Consider the following 23,807-nt stretch of genomic DNA (forward strand, 5'->3'; position numbering starts at 1 on the left):
CAGTCGGCGGTCAGGCGGGCGCGGGCCGGCGGGAACGGCAGGAACGGCGATGGCGCCGGTGGCCCGCCCTCCCCTCCCGGCCCAGGAGAGCCGGCGGAGGGGGTCGAGGCCCTGGCGGCCTGCAGCGGGCCTGTTGGGGCCCGGGTGCGCAATGCGCAGGGCCGCAGCCCTGCGGACCGCCCTTTCGCGCAAGGCAGGAAGCCTTGCGGGCGGAGCTCCGGGCCTTGCGTGCAAAGAAAGAAGCTTCGCGGTTGGAGCTCCGGGCTTCGCGCGCAAGGCAAAAAGCCTTGCGTTTGAAGCGTCCGGCTTTGCGCGCAGAGCTAAAAGCCTTGTACCTGGAGCTCCATGCCTTGCGTGTGCAAGGCAGATAGCCTCGCGCTCGGAGCTCCGGGCTTTGCGTGCAAGGCAAAAGGCTCCGCGATTGGAGCCCGGGGCTTTGCGCGCAAGGCAGGAAGCCTTGCACCCGGAGCTCCAAGCTTTGCGTGCAAGGCAGGAAGCCTTGCGGTTGGAGTTCCGGGCTTTGCACGCAAGGAAGAGCCTCGCGGGGCAGGACTTCCAGCCCCCACCGGTGTCCGGCCTGGGGCCCGGATGGTGTCCGCCCAGGTGTCCGGCGGACACAGCGGACACTCCGCACCCGTCGCGAACCCTTTCCAATCAAAGGCTTGGAGTTGGCACGGGACCTGCAACAGGGAACCCGGACACCAACACGACCACCCGCGCCCACATGATCCCCGACACCTCCGCCCAGGACCGCCCCCTCTCTTCCGCAGCCGGCAGCCGTCCGGCGTGGCGCCGCTGGCTGCTGCCGGCGGCCGGCGCGGCGGTCGTGCTGGCCCTGGCCGGCTGGGTGGTCTCCGGCTGGAGCGCCGGCTCGCGCTCCTACGACGGCTCGCGGATCCGCATCGCCGAGGTCAAGCGCGGCGACCTGGTCCGCGACATCTCCGCCGACGGCAAGGTGATCACCGCCAACAGCCCGGTGCTGTACGCCATCGCCGGAGGCACCGTGAGCCTGAAGGTGGTGGCCGGCGACGTGGTCGAGAAGGGCCAGGTGCTGGCGGTGATCGACAGCCCCGAGCTGCACAGCAAGCTGGTGCAGGAGGAATCGACCCTGGCCAGCATGGAGGCCGAGGCCAGCCGTGCCCAGCTGGATGCGCGCATCGCCAGCCTCAATGCGCGCAAGGCCCGCGACCAGGCCCTGATCGACCACACCGCAGCCCAGCGCGACCTGGAGCGCTACGAGCGCGCCCATGCCGGCGGCGCGGTCTCCAACAACGAGCTGGCCCGCGCCCAGGACGAGCTGAAGAAGGCCCGGATCGGCCTGGAGGCCGCGCGCAGCGATGCCGGCCTGCAGGAACAGGGCGCGGCGCTGGATGCGCGCAACAAGCGCCTGCTGGCCGACCGCCAGAAGGCGGTGGTCGATGAGCTGCGCCGCCAGGTCGACCTGCTGACCCTGCGCGCCCCGTTCGACGGCCAGGTCGGCCAGGTCCAGGTCTCGCAGGGCACCAACGTGGCGATCAATGCGCCGATCCTGGGCGTGGTCGACCTCAGCGAGTTCGAGGTCGAGATCCGGGTGCCGGAGAGCTTCGCCCGCGACCTGGGCATCGGCGTGCCGGCGCAGGTCACCAGCCAGGGCAAGGCCTGGCCGGCCAAGGTCTCGGCGGTGTCGCCGGAAGTGGTCAACGGCGAGGTCACCGCCCGCCTGCGCTTCGACGGGGGCCAGCAGCCGCCGGGCCTGCGCCAGAACCAGCGCCTGTCCACGCGGATCGTGCTGGACACCAAGAAGGACGTGCTGATGGTCGAGCGCGGTCCGTTCGTCGAGCAGGGCGGTGGCAACTCCGCCTGGGTCGTGGAAGGCCGCAGCGCGGTGCGTCGCCCGGTGCAGACCGGCGTCAGCAGCCTCGGCTACGTGGAGATCGTCGACGGCGCGAAGGAAGGCGACCGCATCGTGGTCTCCGGCTCCGACCAGTTCGGAGATGCAGAAAGGGTCGCAATCAATTGATTGCTCGTGGTTGGTGATTCGGGATTCGTAACAGCAGAAGCAACTGCCACCCGCTCACTCCCGGCCACCAGGCGAATCACCAATCACCAATCACCAATCACCAATCACCAATCACCAATCACCAATCACCAATCCCGAATCACGAATCACCAATCCCGAATCCCGAATCCCGAATCCCGAATCACCAATCACAAGGAACCTCCAATGCTGGAAATGCGCCAGGTCTCCAAGGTCTACCGCACCGCGATGGTCGAAACCCATGCGCTGCGTTCGCTCGACCTGCACGTCCGCGAGGGCGAGTTCGTGGCGGTCACCGGGCCTTCCGGCTCGGGCAAGACCACTTTCCTCAACATCGCCGGCCTGCTCGAGACCTTCAACGACGGCGACTACCTGCTCGATGGCGAGAACGTGCGCGGCATGTCCGACGACGCCCGCAGCAAGCTGCGCAACCGCAAGATCGGCTTCATCTTCCAGGGCTTCAACCTGATCCCCGACCTCAACCTGTTCGACAACGTCGACGTGCCGCTGCGCTACCGGGGCCTGTCGGCGGCCGACCGCAAGGCGCGGATCGAGAAGGCCCTGTCCCAGGTCGGCCTGGCCTCGCGCATGAAGCACTTCCCGGCCGAGCTGTCCGGCGGCCAGCAGCAGCGCGTGGCGATCGCCCGCGCCCTGGCCGGCGAGCCGCGCCTGCTGCTGGCGGACGAACCGACCGGCAACCTCGACTCGCAGATGGCACGCGGGGTGATGGAGCTGCTGGAGCAGATCAACGCAGAGGGCACCACCATCGTCATGGTCACCCACGACCCGGAACTGGCCGCGCGCGCGCAGCGCAACGTGCACATCGTCGACGGCGTGGCCACCGACCTGTCGCTGGAGCCGCGCCACGGCCGCCTGCGGGCCGCCAACGCCTGAGGAGGCCGCCATGTTCGCCTACTACTTCAACCTGGCCCTGCGCAGCTTCCGCCGCGACAAGGCCCTGACCGCGCTGATGGTGCTGGCCATCGCCCTGGGCATCGGCGCGTGCATGACCACGCTGACCGTGTTCCACGTGCTGTCCGGCGACCCGATCCCGACCAAGAGCGACCGCCTGTTCTACGTCCAGCTCGACCCGGCCGAGATGATGGGTTACACCCCCGGCGAGGAACCCTCCGCCCAGGTCACCCGCTACGACGCCGAGGCCCTGCTGCGCGAGAAGCGTGGCCTGCGGCAGGCGATGATGACCGGCGGCAACGTCTCGGTAACGCCCGAGCGTGACGGCCTGCCGCCGTTCCTGGGCACCGCGCGCTACACCAGCGCCGACTTCTTCCCGATGTTCGAGACCCCGATGCAGTACGGCCAGGGCTGGAGCGCCAACGAGGACGAGGCCCATGCGCGGGTCGCGGTGATCTCGAAATCGCTCAACGAGCGCGTGTTCGGCGGCGGCAACAGCGTCGGCAAGCAGCTGCGCCTGGACCAGGCCGACTTCACCGTGGTCGGCGTGATCGACGAATGGCGGCCCACGCCGCGCTTCTACGACATGTACAGCGACCAGTACGGCCAGCTGGAGGACGTGTTCCTGCCCTTCAGCACCTCGCGCGACCTGAAGATGTCCCGCAGCGGCAGCATGGACTGCTGGGGCGACAGCGGCGGCGATGCGACCACGATCAACGCGCCCTGCGTGTGGATCCAGTACTGGGTCGAGCTGGAATCGGCCGGCAAGGCCGGCGAGTACCGCGACTACCTGGTCAACTACTCCGACCAGCAGCGCGCGGCCGGCCGCTACAAGCGCCCGACCAACGTGCGCCTGCGCAACGCGATGGAACTGCTGGAGTTCAATCGGGTCGTGCCTCGGGACGTGGTGATGCAGCTGTGGCTGGGCTTCGGCTTCCTGCTGGTGTGCCTGGTCAACACCGTGGGCCTGCTGCTGGCCAAGTTCCTGCGCCGCGGCAGCGAGATCGGCGTGCGCCGCGCCCTGGGCGCCTCGCGCAAGGCGATCTTCGCCCAGTGCCTGGTCGAGGCCGGCACGGTCGGACTGGCCGGCGGCATCCTCGGCCTGGTGCTGTCGCTGCTCGGCCTGTGGGGCGTGCGCCAGCAGCCGGCCAGCTACGCCGAGCTGGCCCACCTGAACCTGGGCATGCTGCTGCTGACCTTCGTCCTGGCCGTGGTCGCCAGCGTGCTCGCCGGGCTGCTGCCCGCCTGGCGCGCCATGCAGGTCACGCCCGCCATCCAGCTCAAGAGCCAGTAACGGGCCGGCCGGCCCGCGCCCCAACGGAGACCCACATGGACATCCGCCCCATCCTTTCCACCCTGCTGCGGCACCGGACCGCCGCCTCGCTGATCGTCATCGAGGTCGCGCTGACCTGCGCCATCATCTGCAACGCGCTGTTCATGATCAGCGACCGCATCACCGAGGTCCGCGAGACCAGCGGCCTGGTCGAGGACGAGCTGGTGCGCATCCAGATCACCAGCGTCGGCAACGACCCCGAGGAGGACGCGCGCACCCGCAGCGACCTGGCCGCGCTGCGCGCCCTCCCCGGGGTCAAGGCCGCCACGGTCACCAACCAGGTGCCGTTCGTGAACTCGTCCTGGAACAACGGCGTGCGCCTGGACGCCGACCAGCAGCAGGTCACGATGAACGCGGCCATGTACATGGCCGAGGAACAGTTCCTCGAGACCCTGGGCCTGAAGCTGGTCGCCGGCCGTGCGTTCACGCCTGACGAGTACAAGGACGCCGCCAGCCTGATGGCGGGGCTGTCCGAAGGCAGCCTCCCCTCGGCGATCGTCACCCGCAAGATGGCCGAGCGGCTGTGGCCGGGCGAGGACCCGATCGGCAAGGGCTTCTACAGCGGCGACGAGCAGCCCACCCGCGTGGTCGGCGTGGTCGAGCACCTGGTCCGGCCCAGCCAGCTGGGCGGCCCCAGCGCGCGCGAGTACTCGATGATCCTGCCGCTGCGCCCGCACTACAACATCGGCGGCAACTACGTGATCCGCACCGATCCCGACCGCCGCCAGGAGGTGCTGGAGGCGGCCAGGAAGGTGCTGCAGGCCAATGGTGCCGACCGCATCATCCTGGAGGACCAGACCAAGACCTTCGAGGAGCTGCGCTCGGAGTACTACCAAGGTCCGCGCTCGATGGCATGGCTGCTGGGCATCGTCTGCGTCGCCCTGCTGCTGATCACCGCGCTGGGCATCATCGGCCTGGCCAGCTTCTGGGTGCAGCAGCGCACCAAGCAGATCGGCATCCGCCGCGCGCTTGGCGCCACCCGCGGCCAGGTGCTGCGCTACTTCCAGACCGAGAACTTCCTGCTGGCCTCCATCGGCATCGCCCTGGGCATGCTGCTGGCATTCGCCATCAACCAGGTGCTGATGGGCAAGTACGAGCTGGCGCGGCTGCCGCTGTACTACCTCCCCGCCGGCGCGGTGCTGCTGTGGGTACTGGGCCAGCTGGCGGTCTACGCCCCCGCCCGGCGTGCGGCCTCGATCCCGCCGGCCACGGCGACCCGCAGCGTATGAGCCGCCGCGCGCGCCAGCGGACGGCACGCAACGACCGCGCGACCCTCTGGTACGCGGTCGCCGCGGCGGCGGTCGCCGTGGTGTGGCTGGCCTGCGTGTTCCCGGCCTCCACGCCCGGCGCCGCCACCGACCGCCCTGGCGCTCCCCGCCTCGCCGACGCCGGGCACGACCGCGGGTCGGATCGCGGCCACCCGCCGGCCGCGAGCAGGTAGCCTTTGCGGCACGCAAACAGGATCCGTCCCGAATACATGTCCACCATCCTGGTCATCGACGACAACCCGGCCGTCGCCACCGCGCTGGAAGTGCTGTTCTCGCTGCACGACATCGCCACCGTGCATGCCATTGGCCCGGAGGAAGGGCTGGCCCTGCTCGAGCGCGAGCCGGTGGACCTGGTGATCCAGGACATGAACTTCACCGCCGACACCACCTCCGGCGACGAGGGCCGCGAGCTGTTCGCCGCGATCCGCGACCGCCACCCGGACCTGCCGGTGATCCTGCTCACCGCGTGGACCCATCTGGAAAGCGCGGTGGAACTGATCAAGGCCGGTGCCGCCGACTACGTGGCAAAGCCCTGGCAGGACGCCAAGCTGCTGGCCACGGTCAACAACCTGCTGGAGCTGTCCGAGGCGCGGCGCGAGCTGGACCAGCGCCGCCACGGCGAGCGCCGCCGGCGCGAGGACCTCACCCGCCGCTACGACCTGCGTGGCGCGGTATTCGCCGACCCGGCCAGCGAGCGGGTGGTTGCGCTGGCCTGCCAGGTGGCGCGCTCGGAACTGCCGGTGCTGATCACCGGACCCAACGGCAGTGGCAAGGAGAAGATCGCCGAGATCATCCAGGCCAACTCGCCGATGCGCGACGGCCCGTTCGTGACCCTCAACTGCGGCGCGCTGCCGGCCGACCTGATCGAGGCCGAACTGTTTGGCGCCGAAGCCGGCGCCTACACCGGCGCCAACAAGGCGCGCGAGGGCAAGTTCGAGGCCGCCGACGGCGGCACCCTGTTCCTGGACGAGATCGGCAACCTGCCGGCCGCCGGGCAGATGAAGCTGCTGCGGGTGCTGGAGACCGGCCGCTTCGCGCGGCTCGGCTCCAACCGCGAACGCCAGGTGCGGGTACGCGTGGTCAGCGCCACCAATGCCGACCTGCCGGCGATGATCCGCGAGGGCGGGTTCCGCGAAGACCTGTACTACCGGCTCAACACCATCGAGCTGTCGATGCCGCCGCTGGGGGAGCGTCCCGGCGACGTGCTGCCGCTGGCCGAGCACTTCGGCGCCGGCGGCAAGCCGCTGTCGCCGGCGGCGGTCGCGGCGCTGCAGCGCCATTCCTGGCCGGGCAATGTGCGCGAGCTGCGCAACGTGATCCAGCGCGCGCAGCTGCTGGCGACCGGCCCGCGGATCGAGCCGGACGACCTGGCCCTGCCACGCGCGCAGGCCACCCGCCCGGGACCGGCGCGCGAGCCGGAACGCGAGCAGATCGAGGCCGCCCTGCAGCGTGCCGGCGGGGTGATCGCCCAGGCCGCCGCGGAACTGGGCATGAGCCGCCAGGCGCTGTACCGGCGCATGGAGCGCCATGGCCTCAAGAGTCCCTGACGCCCGATGCTCCGCCGCACCCTGACCCTGCGACTCTTCCTGCGGCTGCTGCCGGTACTGGCGCTCGCCGCGGCGCTGCCGTGGGCCTTCGCCTACTGGATCAACCACGGCTGGATGCTGGCCGCGCTGTCGGTCGCGATCCTGCTGGCATTGATGTGGTGGAGCCTGCACCGCGCCCTGGCGCCGCTGCGGGCCCTGTTCCGCGCACTTGCCGGCAGCGTCAATACCTACCGCGACGGCGAGTTCAATTTCGGCGTGCACTGGGAGAGCCGCGACGAGGTCGGCGACCTGGTGCGCGCCCACTCCGCGCTGGGCGAGGTCCTGCGCCAGCAACGCCAGGAACTGGCGCAACGCGAGCTGCTGCTGGACACCATGGTCCAGAACACGCCGGTGGCGATGGTGCTGTGGGCCGAGGGCGGCGATGGCCTGGCGCGGGTGGTCTACGCCAACCTCGCCGCGCGCAAGCTGCTCAACGACGGGCGCAAGCTCGAAGGCCAGCACATGGACCAGGTGCTGGAAGGCCTTCCGGCCGAGCTGTGCGAGGCCGTGGCCCGTGGTGGCGACAGCCTGTTCGGCGTGCGCGGCGAGGACAGCGGAGACGGCCCGGAAGAGGAGGAAGAGGTCTACCACCTCTCCCGCCGCCGCTTCACCCTCAACGGCCGCCGCCACGAACTCCTGCTGCTGCGCCTGCTCACCCCCGAGCTGCGCCGCCAGGAAGTGCAGACCTGGAAGAAGGTGATCCGGGTGATCAGCCACGAGCTCAACAACTCGCTGGCACCGATCGCCTCGCTCGCCCACTCCGGCGCCGAACTGGTGCGGCGCGGGAAGTACGAGCGCCTGGGCGAGGTGTTCGCCACGGTCGAGGACCGTGCCCGCCACCTGGAAGGCTTCATCCGCGGCTACGCACGCTTCGCCAAGCTGCCGCAACCGCAGCTGCAGGCGGTGGACTGGGCCGATTTCCTGGCCCGCCTGCAGCGGCAGATCGGCTTCGAGCTGGACGGCGAGGCGGCCGACCTGCGCGCCCGGATCGACGTGGCGCAGATGGAGCAGGCCATGCTCAACCTGCTGAAGAACGCGCACGAGGCCGGCCAGGAAGCCCAGCCGGCGCAGGACGAGGTGCGCGTGCGCCTGCGCCGCCTGCCCGGCTGGACCCGGCTGGAAGTGCTGGACCGCGGTCCGGGCATGAACGAGGCGGTGCTGCAGAACGCGCTGCTTCCGTTCTATTCCACCAAGCGCAACGGCACCGGCCTGGGCCTGGCCCTGTGCCGCGAGATCATCGAGGCCCATGGCGGCCGCCTGTCGCTGCAGAACCGCTCCGACGGCGGCCTGTGCGTGGCGGTGATGCTGCCGGAGCCGTAGGTCGCGGGCGCTGGTGCGGCCGCGGACGTCGGCATTACCCGGGTTGTCCCAGCCTGCGCTGCATCACCACCCGCAGGCGCATCGGGAAGCCGAGGCCGTGCTCCTCCGCGAGCGTGGCGCGCAGGCCGGGCGTGTATCGCGCCGGCTCCAGCACCTCGAACCCGGCGCTGGCATAGAAGGGCGCGTTCCATGGCACGTCGCGCAACGTGACCAGGGTGATGCGCCCGAAACCTTCCCCTGCCGCGCTGGCGCAGGCACGTTCCAGCAGTGCGCGGCCCATGCCGCGGCGCCCGTGGTCCGGATCCACGTCCATCTGCACCAGGTACGCCTCGCCGTCGACGCACGAGTAGAGCGCGTAACCCACCGCCCGCCCGTCGGACTCCGCAACCCACAGCCGCCCGCGGGCCGCTGCTTCGACATGGTCATCGGCCGCCAGGGTGCTGCGCGCGAACACCGGGTAGGCCTCGTGCCCGCGGAGCAGCTCGCAGGCGCGCCCCCGATGGCGACCAGGGTCGCGGCGTCGGCGGCGCGGCCGGGACGCAGCGACCACCCGGTCACTTCTTCTTTTTCTCCGGCCGCTTCCAGCCTTCGACGATGGACTGGCGCGCGCGGGAAATGGTCAGGGTGTCGGCCGGGGCATTGCGCGTGATCACCGAGCCGGCGCCAATCGTCGCCCCGGCGCCGATCTCCACCGGCGCCACCAGCGAGGAATTGGAACCGACGAAGGCGCCATCGCCGATGACCGTGGCCGACTTGTTCACCCCGTCGTAGTTGCAGGTGATGGTGCCGGCGCCGATGTTCACCGCGGCGCCGATCGTGGCATCGCCCAGATAGGCCAGGTGGTTGGCCTTGCTGCCCACGCCCATCACCGTCTTCTTGGCCTCGACGAAGTTGCCGATGCGCACGCCGTCGGCCAGCACGGTGCCCGGGCGCAGGCGCGCGAACGGGCCGACCTGGGCCGCACCCTCGGTGACCACGCCTTCCAGGTCGCAATGCGCCAGCACCTCGGTGCCCGGGCCCAGGCGCACGTCCTTGAGCCGCACGAACGGGCCGATGCGTACGCCGTCGGCCAGGTCGACCTCGCCTTCCAGCACCACGTTGACGTCGATCTCCACGTCGCGCCCGACCCGCACCGTGCCGCGCTGTTCGACCCGCGCCGGATCGAGCAGGCGGGCGCCGGCCAGGCACAGCTCGCGCGCGCGGCGCAGCTGCCAGGCGCGCTCGAGCTGCGACAGCTGCCAGGGATCGTTGGCGCCCTCGGCCTCGATCGGGTCCTCGACCCGCACGATTTCCGCCGGGTTGTACTCGGCCGCGGCCATCGCGAACACGTCGGTGAGGTAGTACTCGCCCTGCGCGTTCTCGTTGGACAGGCGCGACAGCCAGCGCTTCAGCGCGTCGGACTCGGCGGCGATGATGCCGGTGTTGACGATGCCGATGCGGCGCTGCTCCTCGCTGGCGTCGCGGTGCTCGACGATCTCCGCGACCCGGCCCTGCGGGTCGCGCACGATGCGGCCGTAACCGGTCGGGTCCTCCGGCTCGGCCACCAGCACGCGCAGCAGGCCGTCGGCCTGCAGCAGGCGGCGCAGGGTGTCGGCCGAGGTCAGCGGCACGTCGCCGTACAGCACCAGCACGTCGGCCAGCTCGGGGATCCCGGGCATGGCCTGCTGCACGGCGTGGCCGGTGCCCAGCTGCCGGGCCTGCTCCACCCACACCAGGTCGTCCTGGCCGGCGAAGGCATCGCGCACCGCGTCGCCGCGGTGGCCATGGACCACGTGGATGCCGGCAGGCTGCAGCCGGCGCGCGGTGTCGATCACGTGCGCCAGCATCGGCCGCCCGCCCACCGGCTGCAGCACCTTGGGCAGGTCCGATCTCATGCGCTTGCCCTCGCCGGCGGCAAGGATCACCACGTGCAGGGGCTGGGTCATGGAGCGGCGCTTCTCTATGCGGAAAGCGGTGATTCTATCCCTCCCGGCACGTTGCCCCCACGGTTCACGTGGCGCAAAGGTGCCCGGTTTAGACTCGCGCCCATTCCGCCGACGGATCCACCCGTGCCGATGCTCCTCCTGCGCCAGGGCAGCCAGTACCTCGCCTTCGGCCTGCTGCAGCTGCTGGTCGACTGGGCCATGTTCGTGGCCGCGACCGCGCTCGGGCTGGATGCGGTGCCGGCGAACCTGCTGGGCCGTACCAGCGGCGCCATGATCGGGTTCTGGCTCAACGGCCGCTACACCTTCGCCGGCGAGGAAGGTGCCCGCCTGGGCTGGCAGCGCTTCCGCCGCTTCGGCGTGCTGTGGATCGCCATGACCATCACCAGCACGGTGCTGGTGCACGAGGTCGAACGCCAGCTCGGCCTGCATTCGGCATGGCTGGCCAAGCCGCTGGTCGAAGGCGGCCTGGCGATGGCGACCTTCTTCCTGCTGCGCCGCCTGGTCTACCGCTGAGGCGCGTCAGCGCTCGAGGAAGTTCTTCAGCAGGGCGTGGCCGTGCTGGGTCAGGATCGATTCGGGGTGGAACTGCACGCCCTCGACCGGATGTTCGCGGTGGCGCAGGCCCATGATCTCCTCCATCGATCCGTCCGGGTTCTCGGTCCAGGCGGTGATTTCAAGGCACTCCGGCAGCGAGGACTTCTCCACCACCAGCGAGTGGTAGCGGGTGGCCTCGTAGCCGTCCGGCAGGCCGGCGAACACGCCCTTGCCCTGGTGCCGGATCGGCGAAGTCTTGCCGTGCATGATGTTGCCGGCGCGCACCACCTTGCCGCCGTAGGCCTGGCCGATGCCCTGGTGGCCCAGGCACACGCCCAGGATCGGCGTGGTCGCGCCCAGCCTCTCGATCACCTCCAGCGACACGCCCGCCTCGTTGGGCGTGCACGGACCGGGCGAGATCACGATCTGCTCCGGTGCCAGCTTCCGGATCTGGTCGACGCTCATGGCGTCGTTGCGCACCACCTCCACCTCGGCGCCCAGCGCCTGCAGGTACTGCACGAGGTTGAAGGTGAAGCTGTCGTAGTTGTCGATCATCAGTAGCATTGCGACGGCCTCACTCGACCAGGGTGTAGATGATGTAGACATCCTGGGCGAGCTCGATGCTGCCCTCCTTCAACACCGCCGGGGCCGCGGCGGCGCGGCTTCCGGTCACCGCGATACTGTCCAGTTCGACGCCTCCGCCTGAAGTGGCGTACCGGACGTTGAAGCCCTGGTTGGAGATGTTGTGGACGGTACCGAGGCGCCTGCCGACCGAGGCGGCCATGGCCTCGGCGGTGCCGCGCGCGTCCTCGACAGCGGCCGCCAGCAGCTCCTTGCGCAGCTCGTCGGCGCGGGAGAGCTGAAACCCGCCAGTGCTGAGCTGGAGCTGGGGGGCCGCGGGCAGCGACGAGATCATCGCCTGCAGGTCGGCGAGCCTGCGGAACCTGAGCTTGATCCGGCGCTCGTAGGTGTTGCCGAGGAACACCTGGGTATCGTCCCGGTCGTTGTAGCGGTACTCGGGCTCGACGTCGAGGTTGGAGATATCGATGTCGCGGCCTTCCAGCCCCAGCCCCTGCGCCAGCTCCAGCACGCGCTGGGCCAGCGACTCGATCTGGCGCTGGGTCCTGGCCGCGTCCTTGCTCGTTTCCGACAGGGTGATGTGGAGCGGGAAGATGTCCGGCACCACCTCCGCCTTCGCCTTGCCATGCACGGCGATGAAGGGCGCGCCGCTGATCGATTGGGCCTGCGCACCCAACGCCAGGAACGACAGCAGTAGCGCGGCGATGATTCCTTTCATGCTGGGCCTCCGCGGTGAAGTCTTCATAGTCCCTGCGCCGCCTGCGCCACCGCGCGGAACAGCGCGCGGCCCTTGTTCATGGTCTCGTCCCACTCCTTCTGCGGATCGGAGTCGTAGACGATGCCGGCGCCGGCCTGCACGTGCAGGCGGCCGTCCCTGATCACGGCGGTGCGGATGGCGATGGCGGTGTCGGCATCGCCGTGCCAGCCGATGTAGCCGATGCTGCCGGCGTAGACGTTGCGCTTGATCGGTTCCAGCTCGCGGATCACTTCCAGCGCGCGGATCTTGGGCGCGCCGCTGACGGTGCCGGCCGGGAAGGTGGCGCGCAGCACGTCGGCATAGCTCAGGCCCGGCAGCAGCCGCCCGGTGACCTCGCTGACGATGTGCATGACGTGGCTGTAGCGCTCGATCACGAAGCGCTCGCCGACCTCGACGCTGCCCGGCTCGGACACCCGGCCGACATCGTTGCGACCCAGGTCGATCAGCATCACGTGCTCGGCCAGCTCCTTGGGATCGGCCAGCAGCTCCTGCTCCAGGGCCAGGTCCTCGGCCGGGGTGGCACCGCGCGGACGGGTGCCGGCGATCGGGCGCACGGTCACTTCACCGCCCTGCAGCCGCACCAGGATCTCCGGCGACGAACCGACCACCTGCACTTCGCCGGTATCGAGGAAGTACATGTACGGCGACGGGTTGAGCGCGCGCAGGGCGCGGTACACGTCCACCGGGCGGGCGTTGAACGGCACGCTCAGGCGCTGGCTCAGCACCACCTGGAACACGTCGCCGGAGCGGATGTATTCCTTGGACTTCTCCACCGCCTCGATGAAGCCCTCGCGGGTGAAGCCGGAGACGAAGTGGCTCTCGTCCAGCACGTCGCGGCTGATCGGCGCCGGGTACTGGCCGGGCTGGCGCAGCTTTGCCACCAGCGCGTCCAGCCGCTCCTGCGCCGCTTCCCAGGATCCGGACTGGCGCGGATCGGCATGCACGATCAGGTACAGGCGGCCCTTGAGGTTGTCGAAGACGGCCAGCTCCTCGGACAGCATCAGGTAGATGTCCGGGGTGCCGATCTCGTCGCGCGCGGTGTTGCCGGCCAGGCGCGGCTCGATGTAGCCGATGCACTCGAAGCCGAACCAGCCGACCAGGCCGCCGGTGAAACCGGGCAGGCCTTCCAGCTGCGGTACCGAATAGGAGGCGCGCAGGGCCTCGACCTCGGCGAACGGATCGGCGACCTGGCGGGAGTCGACCACGCGGCCGTCCTCGCGGGTTTCCATGGTGTGGCCACGGAAACTGACGGTGCGGCGCGCCGGCAGGCCGATGATCGAGTAGCGGCCGAAGCGTTCGCCGCCCTCGACCGATTCGAAGAGATAGGTATGCGGGGCGTCTGCGAGCTTCAGGTAGACCGAAAGCGGGGTGTCGAGGTCGGACAGGACCTCGCGGACGACGGGGACGCGGGTATGGCGGGCTTCAGCGGCGTGGCGCTGGAACTGTTCGGACGTGATCAAGGCAGGCTTCCTTCCGGCAATACGGGGCATGGCAAACGACGGCATGGGGCCGCCATCGCCAGGCCTGGCGAGCGGAGGAGCGGTGGAGCCTGATCGTCTGGCCGAACATGCCGCCCACTTTACCCGCAACCGCGGGCGTTCGCAGCCGCCCCGGGGCTCAGGACGGTTGCGCGAGCAACGGGCTTTGCGGCGGCAGGTGCATGCGCAACCGGCCCGGCACGCAGTCGACGCGGAAGCGGCGGGCCTGCAGTGGCTCGCCGTCGAGGTTGAGGGTGAACGGGCCAGCCAGGCCTTGCAGTTCCACCCATGGTAGGCGCGCGCGCACCGCGCTGCGTTCCAGCGCGGCACGCTGGCCATTGCGGACCAGGGTGCCGAGGGTGGCCGCCAGTTCGCCCGACAGCTCGGGGATCACGGTCAGCTCCAGCAGGCCGTCGTTGACCAGCGCCTCCGGGCACAGCTCGCGGCCGCCGCCGGCCTGGCGTCCGTTGCCCAGGCCCAGGGCAATCAGGCCGCCCTCCCAGTCGAAACCGTCGCCGTGCACGCGCACTTCGACCGGCTCGATCCGGCCCAGCTTGGCGATCCCGGTGACCAGGTAGGCCAGGCCGCCGAGCAGGCTCTTCAGGCCCTCGTCGGTCTCCACCGTGACCTCGGTGCCGAAGCCGCCACTGGCGAGGTTGGCGCACCAGTGGACCCGCTCGCCGGTATCGATCCGCAGCAGGTCCACCGGCACGGGCGGCGCCTGCAGCGCCAGTTCCAGCGCCTCCTCCGGAACATCGGGAATCCCGGCGGCGGTGGCGAAGTCGTTGGCCGTGCCCAGCGGCAGCAGGGCCAGCGCCGGCAGCGATGCGGCATCACCCGGCTGCGCGGCCAGGGCCTCCGCAACCTCGCTGAGGGTGCCGTCGCCGCCAGCGGCGACGATGGTGCGCGCCCCGGCCTCCAGTGCCTCGGCCACGTAGCGGGCGGCGTCGCCGTCCTCCCAGGTCACCCGTACCGCCACGGGATGCCCCTGGCCGCGCAGCGCGGCAACGGCCTCGCGGACGGGATCCTCGCCAGCGGACTTGCCGTTGAGGACCAGCCACAGGCCGGGGGAACTCAGGTCGGGAGCAGGCATGCACGCACCACGTGGGGAAACGTGCGAACGCTAGCAACGCGCCGACGGAGCAGGCGTGAAGCCGGCCCGGGACCGGTGGAGGCGCAGGGTTCCGGCGCTCCCCGGGCTACCAGGTACGGCGATGCGGGGCGATCAGCCGCGCGTGGCGGCGACCGCGGCCTTCATCCGGCCGACCACGTCGGCGTAGTGCTCGCGGGTGCGCGGCTCGGCGAAGATCGCCGAGCCGGCGACGAAGGTGTCGGCGCCGGCGGCGGCGATCTGGCCGATGTTGTCGGCCTTGACCCCGCCGTCGATCTCAAGCCGGATCGGCTTGCCGGTCTTGTCGATCATCGCCCGCACCGCGCGCAGCTTGTCCAGGGTCGAGGGAATGAAGGCCTGGCCGCCGAAGCCCGGGTTGACCGACATCAGCATCACCAGGTCCAGGTCCTCCAGCACCCAGTCCAGCGCCTCGACCGGGGTGGCCGGGTTGAGCACCAGGCCGGCCTGGCAGCCGTGCGACCTGATCAGCTGGATCGTGCGGTGGACGTGGCGGCTGGCCTCGGGATGGAAGCTGATGAGGTTGGCGCCGGCGGCGGCGAAGTCCGGGACGATGCGGTCCACCGGCTCGACCATCAGGTGCACGTCGATGAAGGCCTGCACGCCATGCTTGCGCAGCGCCTGGCAGACCATCGGGCCGATGGTGAGGTTGGGCACGTAATGGTTGTCCATCACGTCGAAGTGCACCCAGTCGGCGCCGGCGGCCAGGACGTTGTCGACTTCCTCGCCGAGGCGGGCGAAATCGGCCGAGAGGATGGACGGGGCTATGACGGTGGGCTGCATGGCTCGGCTCGGTCGGGATGCGGGGGCGGCGCGCCTCAGCGGCGCTTGCGCAGGGCGCGGATGCGGTCGTAGGCGGCGTTGATCGCGGCGGCGCGCCGTTCGGCCTGCTCGCGCTGCTCCGGTTCGGCGCCGGCGACGCGGTCTGGGTGGTACTGCGACATCAGCCGGCGGTAGGCCTGGTCGATCTCCGCATCGCTGGCATCGCTGGTCAGGCCCAGCTCGGCATAGGGGTTCTCGCGCCTGCCCAGGCCGAACCAGTCGATATCGAACGCATGGCCAATGAGCAGGCCGATGACCGCGCCGAACAGCGGATTGGGCCGGAACAGCAGCGCTCCGGCGACCAGCCCCAGCAGTTTTCCGTACCAGCGATTCATGCGGCGGCGCGCCCTGGCGGGGTCCACGACGGGAGCGGGCGATTGTACGGCACAGCCGGCCCTGCTCGCCGTACACTGTGCGACCGGCCGCCGCCCGGGTACCGTCCGCGGCGACCCTGTCAACCTGAGCACTGCCCGGAGACTGCGTTGTCCACGACCCTGCTCCAGTCCGATCTTCCCGGCCTGCCGCTGCGCCACCGCGGCAAGGTGCGCGACGTGTTCGACCTGCCCCGCGAATGCATTCCGGAGGCGGCCCTGGCCGCTGCAGGCCCCGGTGCGGTGTCGGCCGACGGCTACCTGCTGATGGTGGCGACCGACCGCCTGTCCGCGTTCGACGTGGTCCTGCCCGACCCGATCCCGGGCAAGGGCGAGATGCTGTGCCAGATCTCCAACTTCTGGTTCGGCAAGACCGCGCACCTGATGCCCAACCACCTGACCGGCATCGACGTGGCCGCGGTCCTGCCCGAGGGCGTGGACCCGGCGCTGTACGCGAAGCGCGCGGTGGTGACCCGCAAGCTCAAGCCGGTACCGGTGGAGGCCATCGCCCGTGGCTACCTGATCGGCAGCGGCTGGAAGGACTATCAGCGCACCGGCAAGGTCAGCGGCATCGCCCTGCCCCCGGGCCTGCGCCAGGCCGAGCAGCTGCCGGAGCCGATCTTCACCCCGTCGACCAAGGCCGCCGTCGGCGACCACGACGAGAACATCGACTTCGACGCCATGGTGCGCGCGGTCGGCGCCGACCTGGCCGAGCGCGTGCGCGACGCCACCCTGCGCCTGTACCGCTTCGCCGCCGCCTACGCGGCCGAGCGCGGCATCCTGCTGGCGGACACCAAGTTCGAGTTCGGCACCGACGCCGACGGTCGCCTGTACATCATGGACGAGATGCTGACCCCGGACTCCTCGCGCTACTGGCCGGCCGACGAGTACCAGGTGGGCACCAGCCCGCCGAGCTACGACAAGCAGATCGTGCGCGACTACCTGGAGACCCTGGACTGGGGCAAGACCCCGCCGGGCCCGACCCTGCCGGCCGAGGTGATCGAGCGCACCCGCGCCCGCTACGCCGAGGCGCTGCAGAAGCTGGCCGGGATCAGCGTCGACTGAACCGCAGGCCGGGCCGCCACGCGCGGCCTGGCCCCGCCCCGCCCGGGCTATGCTCGGGCCCCGGGGACCGTCCTGGTCCGGGAGCATCCATGGAAGCCACCGTCCAGCGGAAGATCGACCGCTACTTCGCCAGCTATTCGGACGACCACCGCGATCCTCTGAACCAGCGGATCCACCTGGTGGCGGTGCCGGCGATCCTGTGGTCGGTGGTCGCCCTGGTGTGGTGCGTGCCCTCGTTCGGCACCTGGACCCGCACCGGGATCTGGGCCGCGCTGGCGATGTTCGGCGCCTGGTCCTTCTACAACCGGCTCTCGCGCCGCCTCGGCCTGGGCATGCTGGCGTTCTTCTTCTTCTGCGGCTGCGTGTGCCGGCTGGTCGAGATACGCCTTGGGCTCAACGCGCTGCTCGCCGGCGCGGCCACGGTGTTCGTGGTCGCCTGGATCGCCCAGTTCATCGGCCACCACCATGAAGGCCGGCGCCCGAGTTTCCTCACCGACCTGGTCTACCTGCTGATCGGCCCGGCCTGGGTCATGGCCAAGGCCTACCGCCGCCTGGGCTGGAAGTACTGAGCGTTCCATCCGGTCCGCGGCTGCGGCCACGCAGCGGCCACCCGGCCCGCTGTTAAACTCCCGGATCCGCCTCGACGGTCAAGACCGCAACGGATGATCCCGTTCCTGGAAGTACTCCTCGCCCTGCCCTTCCTGGCAGCGGCGCTGCTGGCCCTGCTGCGCCCACGATCGCGCGCGGCCGCCGCATGGATCGCCGGAGCAGCCCCATTGCTGGGCCTTGCCGTACTGGGCTGGCTGGCCCCCTCGATCCTGCAGGGCTGGATCGTCCGCGGCGAACACGCCTGGATCCCGCAGATAGGCCTGGACTTCGACCTGCGCCTGGACGGCCTGGCCTGGATGTTCGCCGGCCTGGTGCTGGCGATCGGCGCGCTGGTGGTGCTGTACGCGCACTACTACCTGTCCGCGCGCGACAGCGCGGTGCGCTTCTTCAGCTACCTGCTGCTGTTCATGGGCTCGATGCTGGGCGTGGTGGTGGCCGGCAACCTGCTCCTGCTGCTGGTGTTCTGGGAACTGACCAGCATCAGCTCGTTCCTGCTGATCGGCTTCTGGACCCACCGCCAGGACGCGCGCGAAGGCGCGCGCATGGCCCTGGCCATTACCGGTGGCGGCGGCCTGGCCCTGCTCGGCGGCGTGCTGCTGATCGGGCGCATCGTCGGCAGCTACGACCTGGACGCGGTGCTGGCCTCCGGCGAGCTGATCCGCAACAGCGAGCTCTATCCGTGGGCGCTGGGCCTGGTCCTGGCCGGCGTGTTCACCAAGAGCGCGCAGTTCCCGCTGCACTTCTGGCTGCCGCACGCGATGGCCGCGCCCACCCCGGTGTCGGCCTACCTGCACTCGGCGACCATGGTGAAGGCCGGCGTGTTCCTGCTGGCGCGGCTGCATCCGGCGCTGGCCGGCAGCGACCTGTTCTTCTACGTGGTCAGCGGCATCGGTGCGGCGACCCTGCTGCTGGGTGCCTGGTTCGCGATCTTCCAGCATGACCTCAAGGGCCTGCTGGCCTACTCGACCATCTCCCACCTGGGCCTGATCACCCTGCTGTTCGGCCTGTCCACGCCGATGGCGGTGGTCGCCGGCGTGTTCCACATCCTCAACCACGCCACCTTCAAGGCCTCGCTGTTCATGGCCGCCGGCATCATCGACCACGAGACCGGCACCCGCGACATCCGCCGCCTGGGCAACCTGAGGAAGGCGATGCCCATGACCAGCGCGCTGGCGGTGATCGCCTCGCTGGCGATGGCCGGCATCCCGCTGCTCAACGGCTTCCTGTCCAAGGAAATGTTCTTCACCGAGGCGCTGGACATCCGTGGCCACGGCTACATGCGCCTGGCCATCGCCGTCGCCGCCCTGCTGTACGGCATCTTCGGCGTGGCCTACAGCCTGCGCTTCGTCTACGAGACCTTCTTCGGCAAGGGTCCGCGCAACCTGGACCGCGAGCCGCACGAGCCGCCCCGCTGGATGAAGATCCCGGTCGAGGTGCTGGTGGTGCTGTGCATCGCGGTGGGCGTGTTCCCGGCCTGGACCATCGCCCCGGTGCTGCATGCCGGCGCCGGCGCCATCCTCGGCGCGGACATGCCCGAGTACAGCCTGGCGGTGTGGCACGGGCTCAACGTGCCGCTGCTGATGAGCCTGTGCGGCATCGTCGGCGGCATCGCCCTGTACTTCGGCCTGCGCCGCCTGTTCGACCTGCACGCCATCGTGCGCGGCTCGCTGGGCCGCAACGTGTTCCGCTGGAACATGGAAGCGCTGTACGCGCTGGCCAACCGCTTCACCACCCGGATCGCCAACGGCAGCGTCCAGCGCAGCATGCTGCTGCTGGTGCTGGCGGCCCTGTTCGCCGGCGCCGCCCCGTTCGTGGATTCGCTGGGCGGTGGCGACCTGCCGGCGCTGCGCGCGCCGTCGTCGATGCCGCTGCTGGGCTGGTTCCTGTGGTTCGTGATGGTGGCCTGCACCGCCTGGACCATCCGCCTGTACCGCCAGCGCCTGCTGGCCCTGCTGGTGGTCGGCGGCATCGGCCTGATGGTCAGCATGGCCTTCGTGTTCCTGTCCGCCCCGGACCTGGCCCTGACCCAGCTGCTGGTGGAGATGGTCAGCCTGGCCTTGCTGCTGCTGGGCCTGCACTACCTGCCGCCGCGCTCGCCGCCGGAACGCCGCCCCGCGCGCCGCTACCGCGACATCGGCATCGCCGCCGCCGCCGGCCTCGGCATCGCGCTGCTGGCGTACGCGATGATGACCCGCGACCCGAGCCCCGACGCGGCCAGCGTGGAGATGCTGGCGCGCTCGCTGCCGGAGGCCTACGGCCGCAACGTGGTCAACGTGATCCTGGTCGACTTCCGCGGCTTCGATACCTTCGGCGAGATCACCGTGTTCGGCGTGGCCGCGCTGATCGTGCACGCCCTGCTGCGGCGCGCGCGGATGGCACCGGAAAAGGTCATGTCCGGCGGCCCGGTGAAGCTGCCGGTGCCGGCCGACCTGGCCCAGCTGCTGTTCCCGCTGACCCTGACGGTGTCGGTGTTCCTGTTCCTGCGCGGCCACAACGCGCCCGGCGGTGGCTTCATCGCCGGCCTGGTGCTGGCGGTGCCGCTGCTGATCCAGTACGTGATCCAGGGCGCAGCCTCGGTCGAGTCGCGTTTCGGCTTCGACTACATCCGCTGCATCGGCGTGGGCCTGATCGTGGCCGCGGTCAGCGGTGCGGCCTCGCTGGCGTTCGGCGTGCCGTTCCTTGCCAGCGGCCACCTGGAGCTGGAGCTGCCGCTGGTCGGCACGTTGGAACTGGCCAGCGCCATGGGCTTCGACACCGGCGTGTACCTGGTGGTGTTCGGCGGCGCCATGCTGATCCTGTCGATGCTCGGCACCATCCGGCCCTCGCGCACCACCGTGGCGCGGCAGGGCGTGATCGAACCGGGGCAGCGCTCCACCCGCACCGGGGAACTTGGTTGATGCAAAGGAAGGATTCCTGATGGAACTGGCGATGGCGAGCGCAATCGGCATCCTCACCGCGGCGGGCGTGTACCTGCTGCTGCGGGCGCGCAGCTTCGACGTGATCCTCGGGCTGACCCTGCTGTCCTACGCCACCAACCTGCTGATCTTCTCCAGCGGGCGGCTGGTGACGGGCAAGCCGCCGGTGCTGCGCGATGGCATCCCGGCCGATCCGGCGTACTACACCGACCCGCTGCCGCAGGCCCTGGTGCTGACCGCCATCGTGATCGCGTTCGCCATGACCGCGGTGATCATCGTGCTGGCCATCCGCAGCCGTGCCGACAACCACAGCGACCACATCGACGGCAGCCGCGCCGAGGCCGAGTTCCAGCGCCGCGAGCAGCTGCGCCACGAGGAGTCGCGCCTGGCCGCGCACGCGGCCGAGCTGGTGGCGGGCAACGAATCGGTGCCGGCACGCGGCGCGATGCCGGAGCCCGGCCACGAGGGCCGCGCATGAGCGCGCACCTGCCGCTGCTGCCGATCCTGGTGCCGCTGGTGGCCGCGGCGCTGGCGCTTATGTTCGAGCATCGCCGCTTCGGCATGGCGCCGCAGCGGATCGTGGCCTGGATCTCGATGGCGCTGATGCTGGTGCTGGCGGCGATGCTGGTCGGCCGTGCCGGCAGCGGCGAGATCGGCGTGTACCTGCTCGGCGACTGGCCGGCACGGCTGGGCATCACCCTGCTGGTGGACCGGCTGGCGGCGCTCATGCTGCTGGTGGCGGCGCTGCTGGGCATCGGCTGCCTGCTACACGCCTGCGCCGGCTGGGACCGGCGCGCGCCGCATTTCCATGCCTTCTTCCAGATCCAGATGATGGGCATCAACGGCGCCTTCCTCACCGGCGACGTGTTCAACCTGTTCGTGTTCTTCGAGATCCTGCTGATCGCCTCCTACGGCCTGATGCTCAGCGGCGGCCGCGGCGAGCGAATGCGCGCCGGCCTGCACTACGTGTCCTTCAACATCGCCGCCTCGACCCTGTTCCTGATCGCCCTGGGCCTGGTCTACGGCCTGCTCGGCACCCTCAACATGGCCGAGCTTGCGGTGCGCGTGGCCGAGGCGGCGCCGCAGGACCGTGCCCTGGTCCAGGCCGCCGGCGGCCTGCTGCTGGTGGTGTTCTGCGCCAAGGCCGCGCTGCTGCCGATGTACCTGTGGCTGCCCGAGACCTATACCCACGCGCCGGCGGCGGTGGCGGCGCTGTTCGCGGTGATGACCAAGGTCGGCCTGTACGCGGTGCTGCGTGTCGGCAGCCTGGTGTTCGGCCTGGCCGGGCCGCTGGCCGGTTTCGCCTGGCCGGCGATGCTGGTGCTGGGCGCGATCACCCTGGTGCTGGCGGCGCTGGGCGTACTGGCCGCGCGCCGGCTGCGCTCGCTGGCCGCCTACCTGGTGCTGTCCTCGGCGGCGACCCTGTTCCTGTCCTTCTCCCTGGACACCGCCGGCACAGTCGGTGCCGGCCTGTACTACCTGGCGCACAGCACCTTCGCCGGTGCCGCCCTGTTCCTGCTGGCCGACCTGGTGCGCCGCCGCCGTGGCGCCGCCAGCGACCGCAAGGACGTGGTCGCCGCCCTGCCCGGCTCCGCCGTGCCGGCCGCCCTGTACCTGGTGGCGGCGGTGTCGCTGGCCGGCCTGCCGCCGCTGTCGGGCTTCATCGGCAAGCTGGTGATGCTGGAGGCTGTGCCGGAAGGCCCGCGCACGTTCTGGGTCTGGCTGCTGGTGCTGGGCAGCAGCTTCATGATGCTGGTCGGCCTGGCCCGCGCCGGCACCCGCCTGTTCTGGCGCCAGGAGCTCTGGCCCGACGCCACCGACGCACAGGTCGCGCAGTACGTGCCGCGCGAGCAGATGCGCGAGGCGCCCAGCCGGCCACTGGAAACCGCCGCCATCGTGCTGCTGCTGGGCTATGGCGTGGCCATGGTCCTGGCTGCCTCGCCGATGCTGGAATACACCCGCGCCACCGGCGCGCAGCTGCAGGCGCCGGAAGCCTACGTCGAGCAGGTCCGAGCCGCCGTGCCGCAGTCGAGGGCGCCATGAACGCGAAGAAGAAGCCCCTGTTCCGCCGGATCGTCCCCTCGCTGCCGCTGGCGGCGACGGTGTTCGTGTTCTGGCTGCTGATGAACTCCGAGCTCAGCGTCGGCCAGGCACTGATGGGCCTGCTGCTGGCGCTGGTGATCCCGCCCTTCGCCGCGCGCCTGGACCGCGAGTTCGCCCGCATCGGCCGGATCAGCGGGATCCCGCGGATGTTGTGCGTGCTGGCGCTGGACGTGGTCCGCTCCAACGTCACCGTGGCCCGCCAGGTGCTGGGCCCGGAGGAGGAGATCACCCCCGGCTTCATCTGGCTGCCGCTGGACATCCAGAACCTGCATGGCATCGCCGCCCTGACCAGCATGATCACCCTGACCCCGGGCACGGTCTCGGCCGCGCTGTCGGACGACCGCCGCTACCTGCTGGTGCACGTGCTCAACCTCAAGGACGCGGACACCGTGATCCAGGAGATCAAGACCCGCTACGAGGCGCCGCTGATGGAGATCTTCCCGTGACCCCGCAGGCACTGGTCGGCTGGGCCATCGTCGGCGCCATGCACGTGACCGCCTTCGCCATGCTGCTGGCGCTGTACCGGCTCCTGCGCGGCCCTTCGGTGCCGGACCGCATCCTCGCCCTGGACACGCTGTCGGTGGCCGCGATCGCCCAGCTCATCCTGCTGGGCATGCACCTCAATACCGCGATCTACTTCGAGGCCGCGCTGATCATCGCCATGCTCGGCTTCGTCAGCACCGTGGTGCTGAGCAAGTACGTACTGCGCAGGGACATCGTCGAATGAGCTGGGTCATCGCCATCTTCCTGGTCTTCCTGCTGGCCGCCGGCTCGTTCTTCATCGTGGTCGGCTCGCTGGGCATGGTGAAGCTGTCGGAGTTCTTCAAGCGCCTGCATGCGCCAACCAAGGCCAGCACCCTGGGCGTGGGCTGCGTGCTGCTGGCCTCGGTCGGCTACCACTGGCTGGCCGAGACCGATCCGCAGCCGCGCGAACTGCTGATCACCGCGTTCCTGTTCATCACCGCGCCGATCGGCGCGCACCTGATGGCCAAGGCGGCGCTGTCGCTGCACATGGCCGAACGCCCGGCGCAGCCGGGCAGCGAACCGGTGGGCGAAGGCCGCGGACCCGACGCAGACGCCTGAG

At 70.3% G+C, this 23,807-nt stretch carries 23 protein-coding genes and 1 pseudogene; 16 read left to right on the forward strand and 8 right to left on the reverse strand.

Going from position 1 to position 23,807, the window contains the following annotated elements:
* The first annotated feature begins 724 nt into the window (after window positions 1-724).
* From PSESU_RS12490 to PSESU_RS12520, 7 genes are all read left to right on the forward strand, one after another.
* Entirely contained in the window at window positions 725-1,999 is a 1,275-nt protein-coding gene (locus tag PSESU_RS12490; RefSeq protein WP_013536148.1) for an efflux RND transporter periplasmic adaptor subunit, read from the forward strand.
* A 204-nt stretch (window positions 2,000-2,203) separates the two neighbouring features.
* On the forward strand, window positions 2,204-2,911 hold the full coding sequence (locus tag PSESU_RS12495; RefSeq protein WP_013536149.1) for an ABC transporter ATP-binding protein: 708 nt from the start codon (window positions 2,204-2,206) through the stop codon (window positions 2,909-2,911).
* A gap of 10 nt (window positions 2,912-2,921) precedes the next feature.
* The gene (locus PSESU_RS12500) at window positions 2,922-4,223 is read left to right on the forward strand and encodes an ABC transporter permease (protein ID WP_013536150.1); all 1,302 of its coding nucleotides are present in this window, start codon (window positions 2,922-2,924) and stop codon (window positions 4,221-4,223) included.
* Window positions 4,224-4,258: 35 nt separating this feature from the next.
* Complete coding sequence (locus PSESU_RS12505) at window positions 4,259-5,491, forward strand: ABC transporter permease (RefSeq protein WP_013536151.1); 1,233 nt, start codon at window positions 4,259-4,261, stop codon at window positions 5,489-5,491.
* Window positions 5,488-5,703, forward strand: a complete 216-nt coding sequence (locus tag PSESU_RS15760; RefSeq protein WP_013536152.1) for a hypothetical protein — start codon at window positions 5,488-5,490, stop codon at window positions 5,701-5,703. Before PSESU_RS12505 ends, PSESU_RS15760 begins: the two co-directional genes overlap by 4 nt.
* Window positions 5,704-5,739: 36 nt before the next feature.
* On the forward strand, window positions 5,740-7,077 hold the full coding sequence (locus PSESU_RS12515; RefSeq protein WP_013536153.1) for a sigma-54-dependent transcriptional regulator: 1,338 nt from the start codon (window positions 5,740-5,742) through the stop codon (window positions 7,075-7,077).
* A gap of 6 nt (window positions 7,078-7,083) precedes the next feature.
* Window positions 7,084-8,436, forward strand: coding sequence for a sensor histidine kinase (locus PSESU_RS12520; protein ID WP_013536154.1), 1,353 nt, complete (start codon window positions 7,084-7,086; stop codon window positions 8,434-8,436).
* Window positions 8,437-8,470: 34 nt separating this feature from the next.
* Here PSESU_RS12520 and PSESU_RS12525 read toward each other — a convergent pair whose 3' ends face one another.
* Entirely contained in the window at window positions 8,471-8,890 is a 420-nt protein-coding gene (locus PSESU_RS12525) for a GNAT family N-acetyltransferase (RefSeq protein WP_233275223.1), read from the reverse strand.
* Between the two features lie 100 nt (window positions 8,891-8,990).
* Window positions 8,991-10,361 carry a bifunctional UDP-N-acetylglucosamine diphosphorylase/glucosamine-1-phosphate N-acetyltransferase GlmU gene (gene glmU / locus PSESU_RS12530; RefSeq protein WP_013536156.1) on the reverse strand — a complete coding sequence of 457 codons (1,371 nt, stop codon included), beginning with the start codon at window positions 10,359-10,361 and terminating at the stop codon, window positions 8,991-8,993.
* A gap of 129 nt (window positions 10,362-10,490) precedes the next feature.
* Here glmU and PSESU_RS12535 point away from each other — a divergent pair, with 129 nt between their 5' ends.
* Complete coding sequence (locus PSESU_RS12535; RefSeq protein WP_013536157.1) at window positions 10,491-10,874, forward strand: GtrA family protein; 384 nt, start codon at window positions 10,491-10,493, stop codon at window positions 10,872-10,874.
* Between the two features lie 6 nt (window positions 10,875-10,880).
* On the opposite strand, the gene PSESU_RS12540 is transcribed toward PSESU_RS12535, so the two are convergent.
* From PSESU_RS12540 to PSESU_RS12565, 6 genes are all read right to left on the reverse strand, one after another.
* Entirely contained in the window at window positions 10,881-11,459 is a 579-nt protein-coding gene (locus tag PSESU_RS12540) for an anthranilate synthase component II (RefSeq protein WP_013536158.1), read from the reverse strand.
* A 10-nt stretch (window positions 11,460-11,469) separates the two neighbouring features.
* The gene (locus tag PSESU_RS12545; protein ID WP_013536159.1) at window positions 11,470-12,192 is read right to left on the reverse strand and encodes an SIMPL domain-containing protein; all 723 of its coding nucleotides are present in this window, start codon (window positions 12,190-12,192) and stop codon (window positions 11,470-11,472) included.
* Window positions 12,193-12,215: 23 nt separating this feature from the next.
* A complete protein-coding gene (gene trpE, locus PSESU_RS12550) occupies window positions 12,216-13,691 on the reverse strand; it encodes an anthranilate synthase component I (protein WP_041764145.1) in 1,476 nt (491 codons plus the stop codon).
* 157 nt (window positions 13,692-13,848) lie between these two features.
* Window positions 13,849-14,802, reverse strand: coding sequence for a lipid kinase YegS (yegS, locus tag PSESU_RS12555; protein ID WP_013536161.1), 954 nt, complete (start codon window positions 14,800-14,802; stop codon window positions 13,849-13,851).
* Between the two features lie 132 nt (window positions 14,803-14,934).
* The gene (rpe, locus tag PSESU_RS12560; RefSeq protein WP_013536162.1) at window positions 14,935-15,621 is read right to left on the reverse strand and encodes a ribulose-phosphate 3-epimerase; all 687 of its coding nucleotides are present in this window, start codon (window positions 15,619-15,621) and stop codon (window positions 14,935-14,937) included.
* Window positions 15,622-15,656: 35 nt separating this feature from the next.
* Entirely contained in the window at window positions 15,657-15,995 is a 339-nt protein-coding gene (locus PSESU_RS12565) for a J domain-containing protein (protein WP_013536163.1), read from the reverse strand.
* Between the two features lie 147 nt (window positions 15,996-16,142).
* Here PSESU_RS12565 and PSESU_RS12570 point away from each other — a divergent pair, with 147 nt between their 5' ends.
* The 8 genes and pseudogenes from PSESU_RS12570 to PSESU_RS12605 all read left to right on the forward strand — a co-directional run bounded on the left by PSESU_RS12570 (window position 16,143) and on the right by PSESU_RS12605 (window position 23,806).
* A complete protein-coding gene (locus PSESU_RS12570) occupies window positions 16,143-17,096 on the forward strand; it encodes a phosphoribosylaminoimidazolesuccinocarboxamide synthase (protein WP_013536164.1) in 954 nt (317 codons plus the stop codon).
* Window positions 17,097-17,185: 89 nt separating this feature from the next.
* Window positions 17,186-17,665, forward strand: coding sequence for a DUF962 domain-containing protein (locus PSESU_RS12575; protein WP_013536165.1), 480 nt, complete (start codon window positions 17,186-17,188; stop codon window positions 17,663-17,665).
* A 93-nt stretch (window positions 17,666-17,758) separates the two neighbouring features.
* Entirely contained in the window at window positions 17,759-20,602 is a 2,844-nt protein-coding gene (locus tag PSESU_RS12580) for a monovalent cation/H+ antiporter subunit A (protein WP_013536166.1), read from the forward strand.
* A gap of 19 nt (window positions 20,603-20,621) precedes the next feature.
* Window positions 20,622-20,975 (forward strand): annotated as a pseudogene (locus tag PSESU_RS12585) (Na+/H+ antiporter subunit C); the annotation flags it as partial.
* Window positions 20,976-21,094: 119 nt separating this feature from the next.
* On the forward strand, window positions 21,095-22,663 hold the full coding sequence (locus PSESU_RS12590) for a monovalent cation/H+ antiporter subunit D (RefSeq protein ID WP_013536168.1): 1,569 nt from the start codon (window positions 21,095-21,097) through the stop codon (window positions 22,661-22,663).
* Complete coding sequence (locus PSESU_RS12595; protein WP_013536169.1) at window positions 22,660-23,169, forward strand: Na+/H+ antiporter subunit E; 510 nt, start codon at window positions 22,660-22,662, stop codon at window positions 23,167-23,169. Before PSESU_RS12590 ends, PSESU_RS12595 begins: the two co-directional genes overlap by 4 nt.
* 38 nt (window positions 23,170-23,207) lie before the next feature.
* Window positions 23,208-23,450: a K+/H+ antiporter subunit F gene (locus PSESU_RS12600; RefSeq protein WP_232207892.1), complete on the forward strand. Its 243-nt coding sequence runs from the start codon at window positions 23,208-23,210 to the stop codon at window positions 23,448-23,450.
* Window positions 23,447-23,806, forward strand: coding sequence for a Na+/H+ antiporter subunit G (locus PSESU_RS12605; RefSeq protein ID WP_013536171.1), 360 nt, complete (start codon window positions 23,447-23,449; stop codon window positions 23,804-23,806). Before PSESU_RS12600 ends, PSESU_RS12605 begins: the two co-directional genes overlap by 4 nt.
* The last annotated feature ends 1 nt before the right edge of the window (window position 23,807 follow it).

The organism is Pseudoxanthomonas suwonensis 11-1, assembly GCF_000185965.1.
GTDB classification, from domain to species: Bacteria; Pseudomonadota; Gammaproteobacteria; order Xanthomonadales; family Xanthomonadaceae; genus Pseudoxanthomonas; species Pseudoxanthomonas suwonensis_A.